At 53.8% G+C, this 13,314-nt stretch carries 9 protein-coding genes; 3 read left to right on the top strand and 6 right to left on the bottom strand.

What is annotated here, in order from left to right:
* The first annotated feature begins 44 nt into the window (after positions 1–44).
* Entirely contained in the window at positions 45–1,418 is a 1,374-nt protein-coding gene (locus tag ACR1XU_RS19450; protein ID WP_480909356.1) for a phosphatase PAP2 family protein, read from the top strand.
* Here the strand turns inward: ACR1XU_RS19450 and ACR1XU_RS19445 are convergent.
* Together ACR1XU_RS19445 and ACR1XU_RS19440 are read right to left on the bottom strand one after the other, a co-directional pair.
* Positions 1,415–4,426, bottom strand: coding sequence for a hypothetical protein (locus tag ACR1XU_RS19445; RefSeq protein WP_480909358.1), 3,012 nt, complete (start codon positions 4,424–4,426; stop codon positions 1,415–1,417). The genes ACR1XU_RS19450 and ACR1XU_RS19445 overlap by 4 nt on opposite strands.
* A 399-nt stretch (positions 4,427–4,825) precedes the next feature.
* Positions 4,826–6,670, bottom strand: a complete 1,845-nt coding sequence (locus tag ACR1XU_RS19440) for a TPR end-of-group domain-containing protein (protein ID WP_480811966.1) — start codon at positions 6,668–6,670, stop codon at positions 4,826–4,828.
* A 503-nt stretch (positions 6,671–7,173) separates the two neighbouring features.
* On the opposite strand from ACR1XU_RS19440, the gene ACR1XU_RS19435 reads away from it, so the two are divergent.
* The gene (locus ACR1XU_RS19435; RefSeq protein WP_480909361.1) at positions 7,174–7,719 is read left to right on the top strand and encodes a hypothetical protein; all 546 of its coding nucleotides are present in this window, start codon (positions 7,174–7,176) and stop codon (positions 7,717–7,719) included.
* A gap of 979 nt (positions 7,720–8,698) precedes the next feature.
* Positions 8,699–9,226, top strand: a complete 528-nt coding sequence (locus ACR1XU_RS19430; RefSeq protein ID WP_480527129.1) for a hypothetical protein — start codon at positions 8,699–8,701, stop codon at positions 9,224–9,226.
* Positions 9,227–9,355: 129 nt separating this feature from the next.
* Here ACR1XU_RS19430 and ACR1XU_RS19425 read toward each other — a convergent pair whose 3' ends face one another.
* The 4 genes from ACR1XU_RS19425 to ACR1XU_RS19410 form a co-directional block, all read right to left on the bottom strand.
* Positions 9,356–10,213, bottom strand: a complete 858-nt coding sequence (locus ACR1XU_RS19425; protein ID WP_480527128.1) for a class I SAM-dependent methyltransferase — start codon at positions 10,211–10,213, stop codon at positions 9,356–9,358.
* Complete coding sequence (locus tag ACR1XU_RS19420; RefSeq protein ID WP_170682848.1) at positions 10,206–10,493, bottom strand: acyl carrier protein; 288 nt, start codon at positions 10,491–10,493, stop codon at positions 10,206–10,208. Before ACR1XU_RS19420 ends, ACR1XU_RS19425 begins: the two co-directional genes overlap by 8 nt.
* Positions 10,493–12,010: an AMP-binding protein gene (locus tag ACR1XU_RS19415; protein WP_480915651.1), complete on the bottom strand. Its 1,518-nt coding sequence runs from the start codon at positions 12,008–12,010 to the stop codon at positions 10,493–10,495. Before ACR1XU_RS19415 ends, ACR1XU_RS19420 begins: the two co-directional genes overlap by 1 nt.
* A gap of 95 nt (positions 12,011–12,105) precedes the next feature.
* Positions 12,106–12,615 (bottom strand): lysophospholipid acyltransferase family protein, encoded by a 510-nt coding sequence (locus ACR1XU_RS19410; RefSeq protein WP_480915653.1) that lies wholly within the window; start codon positions 12,613–12,615, stop codon positions 12,106–12,108.
* Positions 12,616–13,314: the final 699 nt, after the last annotated feature.

Genomic DNA, 13,314 nt, shown 5'->3' with positions numbered 1-13,314 from the left:
TCACGGGCAATTTTTTTCCGTAACAAATTCCAGGGAGACTTCAGATGAAATCGGACATGAATACAGGAAACGGCATGGGCCGAGGTATGGGCATGGGCATGGGCCGAGGCATGGGCATGGGTCGAGGCATGGGTATGGGTCGAGGCATGGGTATGGGCATGGGCCGAGGCATGGGTATGGGAACCGGCATGGGCATGGGTATGGGAACCGGCATGGGCATGGGTATGGGAACCGGCATGGGTATGGGTATGGGAACCGGCATGGGTATGGGAAGCGATTCCAATGTGGGTGAAATCCCGGTCGGCGCAGATGGGGGCATCGGTTTCATCCGCAGCTACTACGCAACCCCTATCGAACTTGCGCTATTGCCATGGGCGCTCAACTTTACCCCCGACAATGCTGGCAACCCTTCTTTTCCGCTGGACTACATCATCAGTCCTTATCAGCCGGGTAAGCCCCTGCTGGAATGGACGACCCAAGACTGGGACCCCGCTCTGCGCTTCTGGACCTTGCCATTCGACGAGCACCTGACGGAATGGTTGCGGGCGGCAGACCGGTCCGAACCCGGCACGCTTGCCGCTCTCGAGTTTGCAGGGCAGGCGGCCAAGTGGAACCCGCTGGTTGGGTTCAATCCGGAGCCAACCGGAGCCGGGCACAAAAATTGGTTGGAAGACGATGATTTGACATGGATACCTGCGGGGAGTTCACAGGCACAAAAAAACGCAGCCTTTTCGATCATAAAAGGCGAATTGGAAACGTTGAAGCACTACATGGAGGATGACCGGCAAAGCTACCTTGTGGAGTCAGATATTCAGGCGGATGGCTTGCCCGACTATCTGGTTCATTTTCTTGGCATCAATTCTTTTGATCATCCCCATACGTTGCAACTGATCGATATCGGCCTCGCGATGGGGAATGTGGCCTACATGTCCTACAAAGCGCATTACAAACGGGTGCGTCCGTCGATCCTGCGTCCTGGCCTGACCGTTCCTTTCGGCCCGCCCGCACATCCGGCGTTTCCCAGTGGCCATTCCTTCCTTGCGCATTTCATATCATTGCTTCTGTGCGAAATTCCCGGCATCGCAGCGCGCTACGGCGTGCAGCCTAAAAACACAACCAAAGGAGATGGTCAGGTATTGCGCAAACCTGTGCGGGATGATCTGACAGGACGCAAGCAGATCAATTCGCCAATCTTCACTATCGCGCAACGCATCGCTGTCAACCGCGAGCGGATCGGGGTGCATTATCCCTCTGACAGCTACGCCAGCCGCCACTTGGCAGCGGCGATCTGGGAAGGCCTGATGAAACCGGTCGGTGATGCAGACCGGATTGATTGCCCGACACTGGATACGATTATCTCACATGCAACGAGCGAATGGCCGGACTCATGGTTTACGCCTGCACCCCCGCCCCCTTAATCAATAGGAGGCTGTAACAGCATCAGACCAAGGTTATTGTCACCCGCCACCAGATCGGTCAGCGCGCGTGGTCTCGTTGGTGGGTCTGCTTGGTCCGGGATTTCAGAGGCCAGCAAGGCCTGCGGATCCGAGTTGGCCAAATCGTCGTTGCAACTGCTCTCAAGCAGGATGACGAATGTTGTCTCTTCACTTTCTTGTTCCATCGCTACGGCGAAGTCGTCGGGAATATGAACTGATTGTGACAGTCCAGGTTCCACGCCTGGAACGGCAGGTAGCTTCGCAAAAGCGATCCAATTAATGTTGTTCGCAAGGTCCCAATGTGGTGCTGTCATGTTGCCGGTCACGATGCCGAGCCACATCCTCAAGCGCACTCCACCCGAAGGCTCGTGACCCCGGTTGCCCAGATTAAAGCCGTTTATTGGGTTGACCATCCATGCACGGTCTCCGGTCCAGTCGAGAGACACAGGTGCATAGCTGCCCGGACCGTAATGCAGGGTACCGCCAAGCAGGGTGTCTTGCGTTGGTCTGCCGTCCTGCAGGTAGACATCAACGGGCGCGGGCCGACCTGAGCCGTTTGTGGTTTGCTCGACATCTTCAACGAACATGCCTTGCGCTTCGAATGCCCAGCGTACGACTTTGTGCGAGACCCCGCCCGACCAGGAATCTCCGAGTGCCGGCGCAGGTGTGGTGTGGAGTGTCCCCGGCGCCGGTGCCGGAACATTCAGCGCGGTGCTCATCAACAGGCTCACGTCTTCCATGGCAAGTTCGAGCATTTCAGCTTTGGATGGAGATTGCGTAAAGGAGGCTGTCGCACGCACCAGAAGGAAAAGCGTCATGAAGGAGGCGCGATACCGGACGTAGCGATCCGGTTCCCCTCCGTGCTCCGTGTCGCCGCCCAGCGCGCGATAAAGGCGGAAAATACTGGAGGAAAGGATCTGTTCCGTCAGATACCCTTTTAGGGTTTCACAGCCTGTCGGCGGGGCGGCGATCACGGATCTGTTGAGGGTGCCGTACCACGCCCACCCCAGCAGCGGGGACCGGTCATGTCTGCGGGTCGTGAAAACAAACGGGTATGTGATGCCCCGAAACTGTGGATCAAGACCGTCTTTCGGATCACTCAGCCGCGAAAAGGGGTCACACCAAACCGCCGCCAGCGCATCTCCCGCGCTGTGCGCGAAATCGAACTCCAGTTTGCCGAGACGCGCGGCAATCAGATAGTGCCCCATTTCATGCAGCATCCAACGCCCACTGGATGCAATCCCAAGAGGCTCAGGCGGCAGAAATCGCTCGTCCGGATGTGACGACGCATCGAAATCAGGGTTCTCTGGCCGTGACCAGCGGTTGAGATTGGCCAGGGCCAGCCGGATTTGTATTTTTGGCTGAACACCTTGCGTGGCCTCCGCACAATCGAATGCAACCTGCGCATTGATCGTTCGACCGTCCCTTCCCGGGCCCGGGAAAATTCCGTATCGGTAGAAAATCTCGACCTTCTTTTTTGCCCGCACCGCATAAAGCTCCGGCGGCAACCCGACGGCTTCCATAAAGTGAAAGAAATCGAAGCTGTGGCAGTAGGCCATGATTGCCGAAAAGTCATCGCGGCGGGGCGCGGGTTTCTCGCCGCCCGGGAGATCAACAGTTTTAATGCCCGCGCCGGCGTCCTTATCTGCTTTCACGTAGCCCGGGCAGCGACGGACTTCGAAGCCGTCATCGGTCAGCTCCATGTCCTGTGCAGACCCGATGTCGCGGGCGATGCGGTACGCCTCAAGGACCTTGTCTTCGCGCGCAGGACGTCGCAGCGTATAATTGTAGCGTTGAACAGCTGCCGCAATCCAACCCGGCGGTGTTTTCACGAAAACCTCCGCTTGTCCCGGGGTCGCAGCATGCGTCACGAGCGGGTGCACCTCGGTCGATAGCGGCATGTCTTCAGGTCTCAAAGGAAACGAAATCGCAAAATCGGAAACGATTTGATAGCTTTGAGGCATGGGGTAGCCTGGCCGCACATTGTATCGTGGCGGGTCCAGAGGGGCTGACATGGCTTTCGAGGACAAGCTAAATCGAAATACCTCGGTCGCGCTGGTCCCATCTGGAGATTTGGGCAAGTGAAGTTGTTCCGCGTTCATTGTGTTTTGGTCAACAAACGCATCTTGGGCACTGCGCGCCGTGAGGTCACCCAGAATCGACTGAAACGAGCTGACGTCGTCACGAGATAAAAGTGTTTTGATGAATGCTTTTTCGTCTGCGCTGCCGTTCACCAAAAGTTCGCTGGCGCTGGTATAGCCTTCCTCAGGGCGCTCAACGGTGACAGACCGGACAATGACGCGGATATTGCCATCGGGCTGGCGTTTCACCGACATCGGAACGCGCACTCCGAAAGAGTAAGACGCCACCTTGTCTTCCTCCGAATAGGTTTCGGCGGCCGTCATGATCACGAGGGCTGGCAGTCCGCCATCCGCTTGCCGCGACAGATTCCACGATGCAAGCGTCGGCGGATCGGCATCGGCTGTTGAGCCAATGTCAGGCCAGACGTCGAGCCAGCGAATAAGACCAGGCTCGGGAGCGGGGGGCGCCGGACCAAGCGCTTCATGCCAGCTGTCCGGCATCAAGGGAACAACATCGATCGTTTCCTCCGGACGGTCACGTAGCCTCCACTCCCAGCCTTCATCAGCGTCTTCAGGATCCAGCAGAACGCGAATTGCTTCTACATATCCTTGCACGACCGTTTTTAGTGCAACTTCCAAGTCTTCGTCATCGCTGACAACCGCGTTGTAAGGCACGTTGTTGTGCGCAATCAGTCGCGATGGTCGCCCTGACCCTGGATACTCCTCTTCTTCGCGCAGCCAGTTTGGGGGCCATAAATCCGTTTGATACGCCTTGGGCGGCCAGTCGAATGTTGTAACTGTCAATTTGGGTATCCTGTCGACATTAGAAAAAGTAGCGGCGTTTGAAATTTTAAAACAGTAACACAATATGAACGCTCTGAATACTGTAGCAGGAGAACGTGGCTGCAACGGCTTTTGACGTGCACGGCCCTAAGATTGTCGGGATGCTTTCCCGCCGGATCAAACTGATACGCTCGCCATACGATAGTATCATCAACGGTCGAAAGACGTGTAAAGTTGAAACGGAGCTAGCTTGCAGCCGTATGAACAAAAAGAGCAGGTCAGAATTTTGCAAGTCATCGACATGATTTGCCGTTGCAGCGAACGTCGGCAAAGTGAGATGTAGCCGCAACCTTCACAGCGGTCTTGTGCTGGCCTGCTATCTCAACTCGCTTCTTTATCAGTCCGTGGATTGTGTTCTGCATACCCGCATTATGGATTCGCGCGGGCGTTTTGTTGAGTTATGTTATTGGTGCGTTTGATACATAAGCCCGTAAATGCGGACAAAGCGGCTTTATGTTCCACCCACTAAGCGTCCGTTTTTGGTGCGGCGTTTAACAAGAACTGAAACCGGGGATGATTGCGAAGAGACTGGAAGTCTGGATCATTTCGCATCCAATCCCGTTGAACGGGGCCAAGGCTCGGATATACCTTCTCAAGACACTCCAAGGCTTTTTCAGTTTCACCGATTAATGCATAAACGCAGGCCACGTTATAACCGTCGGTCGAATAGCTGTGGGTTTCCATGGCAAGAGCTCGACTCAACCACGCGCGTGCCTCATCATACCTTCCCAAGCTGGCCAAAACGGACGCCGACAATTCGAGCGGATCAGGGTTATCAGGATTGCTTTCTACCGCCTCCGAAGCCCGCTTAAGGCCCATCTCAAGGTAAAGGTCACGTTCATCCAGACGTCCGAGTTCGACGAGGTCGGCAACAAGTAGGAGTGGCGACCGATAATCGTCCGGCTTGATTTCAAGAGCGCGTGTAAAATGATAGGCGCTTTGCTTATGATCCAGTTGCCCTCGGTGATAACGAGCAAAGTTATGATGCGCATCATAACAAAGCGGATCAAGCGACAGCGCCCTGCGATAAGCCACAACCGCGGCTTCATTCTTCCCGACAATCTGCAATGCCAGTCCAAGGGAGGCATGCGCTTCTGCTAAGTTAGGATCGAGATTGATGGCACGTTGAGCCATGCTGACAATGTCTTCTGACGGAAAATCTGTGCCATGCCAATCGTTAAGCCTTGCTTCGCATTCAGCCAACCCCACGTAAGCGCGGGCGTAGTCAGGATCTTGCTGCACTGCTTCAAGGAAAAGCGTACGCGCCTTTTCAAGATAGTTTCTGGCACGCATGTGAAAGTAGCGTCGCCCCTTAAGGTAAAGAGTGTAGGCGTCTACACTTTCCGTGTGCGCCTTTTCGGCGATATCAGAGTCAAAAAGCCTAACCTGCAACTGATCAATGATTTTATTGGTTATTTCGTCCTGAAGTGCGAAGATGTTAGACAGATCCCGGTCATAGCGTTCTGCCCAGAGATGCCCGCCAGTTACACCGTCGATCAATTGCGCTGTGATGCGTAGGCGGTTGCCCGATTTTCGAACACTGCCTTCAAGAATGTTGCGTACGCCTAGGTCTCGGGCGACATCCTGTAGTTTAGTTGGTCGGCCTTTGTAAGCAAAAGCTGAGTTTCGACCAACCACAAAGAGGCCTGAAAGCTTTGAAAGATCAGTGATTAAGTCTTCAGCGATACCATCAGCAAAATACTCCTGCTCAGGGTCACCACTCATGTTCTCAAAAGGAAGAACCGCGATTCTGGGATGACTGGAGGCGTTTGCTAATGCAGGCTGCATATCGCCGGTTTGAGATCGAACGTGAAAAACTGGAACGGCGCCATCGATGTTTTTTAGCAGTTGTTCGCCTGCGTCATCGAAAGTGATGCCAAGCTTGTTGCCCACCTGATCGCGAACCACTCCCGAAACAGCGATGCCACCTGGTTGAGCCAGCGCCTCAATGCGGGCCGCGATATTGACACCTTCGCCGAATATATCGCCGCCCTCAAAGAGCACGTCGCCCATGTTAATGCCGATACGAAAGTGGATCTGTCGATCTTTGGGAACGCCGACGTTTCGTTTGGCAATTGCCTCTTGAATGACAAGCGCGGATTCTAAAGCGCTAACAACGCTTGCAAACTCCGCAAGAACTCCATCCCCCATAAGCTTAACGATGCGTCCGCCAGCTTGGTTGATTGCTTCATCGAAAACGTTGGCGAGAATTTCTTGCATCTCTGCCAAAGTGGCAACCTCGTTTGCGCCCATCAAACGGCTGTAGCCGACTACGTCTGCGGCAAGAATGGCGGCTAGGCGTCTTTCCATTGGCACTTGTCAACTCCGATTGTCTCGAGCATATCACCGATATGATGATGAACGGCACTCAAAATTTGGTTCAGTTTAATCCTACATTGCGTTTCAAACACGGCAGTTCCATCGACCGTGGCTTGTCCAATATAGGCTAACCTTGCTCGTCGTCGCTGGTTTGAAACCTCTCCACAGACATAGAGATGGGGTACACTACAACCGCACGCGAGTAATTCCTGCCGTTTCGATTGTCGGCCTTGGGCTCAGAGGGGTAATTCTCTGTACTTGGTATGAACTACCACTATGCGGGACAAAGCTTACATTGAAGCATTGTCCGCGTAATCGCTCTAGATCTCCTATGCTCTGTCTGGCGGAAATCTGAAGTTCGAGAACATCGGTCTTTGGTGTAGCTGGCTGACAAACATCTTTTTAAATTCGAAGTGGTGTGGCAACGTTTCGCCATCCTGAAGAACTGCATGCTAGTGTACAGACTTCCACCATGAATCTCATAAGGAGAAGACATGCTAACGAAAATTCTAACGTCTGCATTTTTCATTATTTTGCCCGCACTCAGTTTTGCTCAAACAGCTGAGCGCAGCGTTACCATCGAAGCCGACGCGACAGTTAAGTCAGTTGATCCGGACACTCGGCTCATCGTGCTGCAAAACTCAGAGACAGGTGAAGAAGAGACCATTCTTGCAGGACCGGAAGTCAAAAACTTCGATCAAATTGAAGAGGGTGACACAGTCAAAGCGATGTACACACTGGGGATGGCTGCAAGCATTGCTTTCCCTGGCGAGGTTGACAGTTTGGTTGAATTGGAAGGCCAGGCTGCAGAGGGATCAACACCGGGCATGGCTGCCGGAACAATGGTCACCTTGATTCTGACTTTTGTGTCCTTCGACAACGCGAGCTCAATCGCCACTGTGACGGACAGCAGTGGTACAGAACAAATGATCGAGGTTGAAACAGACGTTGGTCGCGAGTTTGTCGAGCAGCTTAGCCCGGGAGACAAAGTAGCTCTGAGCTTCACGGAAGGTCTCGCCGTGGGAATTGTCGAAGAATAGGCGTCCGCAGCGAAACCTCACTAGGTGAACTATTGTTTCCTCTTTCACCACCGATAAAAAGCTCGTTCCATCGCTTCCCGCATCCCAAGCCACGTCAGCGACCGCTATGCATTTGTAATTTCGTAGCACCCAGTCCCCTTGCTAACTTGAACACGATGTCAAAAACGCCGATGCCCTTTCATTCGGACTTTCCTTGGCTTATTTCACAATTTGATACGAGTTCGGAGATTGTTATGATTGGACCAGTGCGTTGAGAAGAAATAGATGGCCTCCCAGCGACGTCACTCACTTACATCACCGGGAGGCGACCAGACACGTCTGGTGGATGCGGCAGCAACAGAGGTAATTAAGATTTGCTACGCACCCCAATACTTGAATCCAAAATGCACCAAATCAAGTATTTTTGCGCGCGCTAAATTTGTTTCTCACTCTCTTGGTGCTTGCTTCCATACTCTACCCTACTGGCCCGCGTTAGAAAACGTGGCCGTGCCGTGCGATTGGTTGGTCACGAGGTTAGTCAGCAGAGTCTAAAATTAGTAGGCAAGGCACCTTTTTTGCTACCTGCGGCTCAACGCACATTCGAGATAGTTTGGCAAGGCACATGGGCAGACTAAATCCCCGCGTTGCCTATCATCTCAGGTTAGGGTGGCGCGGGGAACTTTGATCCAACCCGCGATCCGCACCGTAAAATGGTTACCCCAAACTGCTTCCCGCGTTGTTCAATTGGTTTCCCTCCGAACAATGCGGGTTTTTTGGGGATTGAGGGGGTAACGAGTTTTCCGTCGCTAGTGGCCGATCGGGTCGGTGAATTCCGGTCCGGTCGGCGTTAGATGATCAAACGCTTGGCTACCGAAATCGTTCCGCAATTCAGGAAAAAACGAAGCCCTTTCCCTTCGGTTTTGAGGCTTGTTTGCAAGAACGGCGTTTACCGCCTATCTTCGCATCCTCATTTTGCGATATTTTTTTTGGGAGCGTATCTATGAAAACTACAACTAAGATTGTTTTTGTTTCGGCTGTTCTCGCATTCGGGGCAACGTTAGGGCACGCCAAGGACAAGAACATTCTGCCGAAAGACAATGCAGAGTTTGTAAACTACGGCGAAGAATCCGGCTGGAACATCTTTGTAGACAAGAGCCGGAATACCTGCCTGATTGAACGGGTCGATGAGAATACAAACGTTGTGCAAATGGGTCTGACCCCAGACAAGGAGTTCGGCTACATAGGGGTCTTCACCAAGGCGGACATTGAGTTCGAAGATGACAAGGTTGAACTGCTCATGGACAACAAGTTGTACTACGGCGATACAACAGCTGCGCCACCCAATCTGGCAGATGGGTATAAGGGTGGCTATTTGTTGGCCAACAACCCCGACTTCGTGGCAGATGTGATGGAGCGCGAAGCCATGATCGTAATGCCGGAGAGCAATTTTGCCTTCGAAGTGAGCCTTGCCGGTACGAAGAAAGCGATTGAAGCGGCGCGTGAATGCAATGCTTCTCTCACCAACTGATTTGTCTCAATTTCTCAAGGCCGCTCACGTTGTGGGCGGCTTTGTTTTGGCAAAGCGGTCTCAAAGACTGAGGAAAGCCGACGTTCAATGCTGTCAAACGCATCGAAACCCGGCTCGCGGCCGGATAATTTATCTGCCCCTGCGCCTGAACACGAAACGGCAAAGATAGAAACGTCTGCGTCGATATAGCAGGGACCCACCCTTGCAACTGTTCAGATAAAACTTGAACCGCTCTTCACCAACGATCCTGATCGCAGCGTCACTGTTGGCTATCAGCCCCTTTGCCCATTCGGCCAGAGTGTATTGGTAGTCTTCCGGGCGGTTTTCCATTGAAACCAGTTCCAGATGCGGATGGGACGCTTCGATCACGTCCGCGATTTCTGGCAGGTCACTTTCGGGGAAAATCTCATGTATCCTATTCATATCACGCTCTGCCGGACCAGCGTCACCCCACGTCATGGTCTGTAGGGAAAACCGGCCATCTCGCGTCATCCACTCGGCACAACGCCGGAACAGTTCCGAGTAAATTCGCAGCCTTTCTTCCCGTGACATACTGGGTTTCACGAAGTGCTCAAAAGCGCCGACGCTGACAATGGACTCGTAGGGCTCTTCAGGTTCATGATGTTCGTAGCTTTGCAGAGCCGCGGTTACGTTGGGCAGGCCTAAAGACCCGATGTAACGATGCTGAAGGGGGCTCAGTGTAAGGCCGTGTGCCGAGGCGGCTCCCAGTCGTTTGACCCCAGCGCTCAGCAGAGTGCCCCAGCCACAACCGATGTCCAGCATGCGGTGCCCCGACGCAACATTCGCGGCACTGAGGTGATAGTTGATTTTTTCGTCCTGCGCTTCGTCCAGTGTCATGCCCGGTCGCGTGAAGCGCGCTGCCGTGTAAGTCATAGATCTGCCGAGCCAAAGCGAAAAAAAATCGGCGGGCATATCGTAGTGAAACTCAATAGCTTCCTGCGACGCCCCGGAGTTTGATTCAGTCATTGGCTGCCCCCGGCTTCAGCGAGTTCAGGCGATCAGCAATGTCTTCGATTCTGTCTTCAAAGTCGAGGAAATCATCAGGTAACAGGACCTGAGATTCGGCCTCAAGATGGTCGATGAGTTCGACGGCGCCAATGGAATCAATCCCCAGAGTAGATACGGTATCCGAACCCGAAATGTGGCCGTTTACAAGATGGTTCGGCAGGACCTTCTCGCTGGCGAGATCGCGCAGAATTGAGATCAGCCGATCAACTGTCCAGTCATTCCGGTTTTTCTGGTCCATCAAACCCGTCCTTCCCTAAATAGTTGCGCCGCCTTCTGGCGCATGAGTTTTCCACTGGAGGTGCGCGGTAAACGCCCTCCTATCGCATTTCTGATTACATCGACCTGTAAACCCAGTTCCCCAGCCACTGCAGCGCCCACCCTACGGGCTTGATCATCATCCCAGTTGCGACACTCTACTAGGAGAACAATCTCTTCCCGGTCTGCGCCGGAACGTATGCACGCAAAGGCCACGGCGCGTCCGACGCCGAGGTTCAGCGCATTTTCCGCGACCGCTTCAACCACAGTTGCAGGGAATGCTTCCGCGCCCCGCTTCAACACGTCCTTCGTACGACCGGTAACATACAATCGACCGCCATCCATGAAACCCAAGTCGCCCGTATCAAACCACGCGTCCGATGCGAATGCTTCAAGCCCGAGGTAGCCTTTCAAAACTGATGGTCCACGGACCTGGATATGCCCCTCATCACCGGCGCCAATCTTGGTTCCGTCTTCGGTTACGATCCGGCACTCCATGTCCGGCAGCACGGGCCCGCAGGAGATGTACCCGTTACTGACAGACCACGTTTCACCAGAAGCACCACAGGAAATGCCTACGACAGTTTCCGCCATCCCATAGGTCGGCTGCACCACCCCTTTGCTTAATCCTGCAGCGGAGTATGCCTCCTCGAAAGCGTCAACCACTGCCGGAAACACCATCTCGCCGCCGATCCATGCATATCGAAGAGCAGTCAGGTCCACATTTTTGACTGTCCGGCGCGTCAATAGTTTCAGCGCTGTGGGCGGAGCCGTTGTAATAGTACCACCATAGTTTGAAATCGTTTCCAGCCACGCGGCCGGGCGACGTACAAAATGTTCAGTTTCCATGAGTACTAGGTTCGCTTTGCGGCTCAATGGAAGCAGAACTGCCATGAGGCCCATATCGTGATAAAGAGGTGCCCAGGACACCATCCGATCTGTCTCTGACAGCTTTGATCTCTGCGCTATTGCGTCCAGGTTGGCCTTAAGTTGCCCAAAGCGAACTACGGCCCCCTTGGCCCCGCCTGTGCTGCCCGAGGTGAATTGAACGAAAGCAATGTCGTCCGGGCTTCGATTTGCCAGAAAACTATTTGGATCTAAGGATAAATCCGATTGGGCGTCGTCTTGCGGCAACTCCAGCGTGTCAACTGTAGCATCCAAGGCCTCGGGCAAGTCTGTGCCCGCCTCCTTGAGCAACAGTCTTGGCTGCAGAACGGACCAGACATCATCCACACGGTGCCGCGACCGTTCAGTCGCAGTCCGACCCGCAAAGGAAGGCAGCACACAAAAAGCCGCGCCGGCGGACCAGCATCCGAACATTGCCGCGATCTGGTCTTCGCCTCGGTGCAACCACATGGCGACGCGATCACCCGGCGATACACCGTTCGACTTCAAAAGCTCCGCGATCAGCGCGGCGCGACGGGCGATGCGTGCTCTCGGAACCGCCACACCATCTGGAGACGATTTTCCAACAAACACAAAATGTTCGGGCCAATACATTTTCATATGGAAAAATCTCTTTATGCCATTTTCTAAAAGATGATCGAGTCGGAGTCAGCTATCAACTGAAAATGGTGAATCCTGCCGGACTGCTTCTATCGCCCTTCGGGCACACGACCTACAGCGCGGTCGGACTCATCTGTCACCGCATTCAGCGCTTTTTGCAAACTAAGTCGAAGCCTCTCGGTTTCGATGTCGTCTGGAACGCTCGAAACAGCTTCATGCCATTCCTGGCAAAACAAGACGCCGCGAGTCCATAACGCGGGAAACCACATCTTGTCCCAAGTCGGCAGGACGTGGACCCGTCGCGCCGAGTAACTAACCAAAAAAACGCGTTTCGCAGAAGCGCGTGCCCAGGTTACGGGGGCAAGCGAAGCAATCCTGGCTGGTCCTCTAGGGCCGTCTGCTGCCACTCCAAGAGATACGCCCTCGCGAATGCCTCGCAACACCGCCCGCGTCAGCGCGACATGGCGTTGGTGCGAAGACATGCTGATCGTGCCCAACCCAAATCGTTTGACGACGTTTCCAGCAAGCTGACCAGCTCTTGAAGAGGATGTAAGCGAACAAATTGGTCCAAGCGAAGGGTCATACAAGTAAGGCGACATCATCAGTCGTTGGTGCCAGAGCACTATGATTGCTGGCTCGCCGCTCCGCAATGAGTCTTCGAGGTCTTCAAATCCGATCCTCTCCCACCTTGATGTCGAATATGCCAGCCAAATCCATGCCGCTACCATGGCTTCGACGCTGCGGTTGAGCCACGGGACGTCTGCAATTTTTCTTTTTTTTCGCATCACTTTTCACCGGCAACCGTTGTGGCTATCTTCGGCAACCGGGTTAATGAAAGCAATAATGAGCTGGAAGATTCTTGTGCTGCGATGAACAAGTCTCTTCAGCAGGCAGGGCCAGCGCGTCGATACTCAGCACAAGGAAGGTTTTTTGGCCATTTGGCAATTTATCTCTCTGCGTCTGAACTGAATACTTCGGTCATTCATGTTACTGCACGTGCTGTTGCCAGAGCAGAGGCGCTTCCGGTTTGGGCTCGATTTAGTAATTTGCGGCTTTCGGTGTAAGCGACTGCTTCGTGAACGGAGTGGCCGTCGGCTCCGTATCGTCCACTGCGCTAGACCTTCGGTATCTGCTGAATATTGATGCAATTCAGGTTAGGAGCGGTCGGTCAGCCCGAAATTTGCGAACGACAGCTGCCTCAAGCCGGTTGTCAGAGCAATCGGCAAAGCCTTTGAAAACACCAGATCAGCGCAATTAGTGTAATGACTGCTTTCGGGACTAGGTTGCAAGTCGAGCTT

It is taken from the genome of Ruegeria sp. D1(2025), from assembly GCF_056536425.1.
This window is presented reverse-complemented; position numbering and strand designations above follow the sequence as displayed.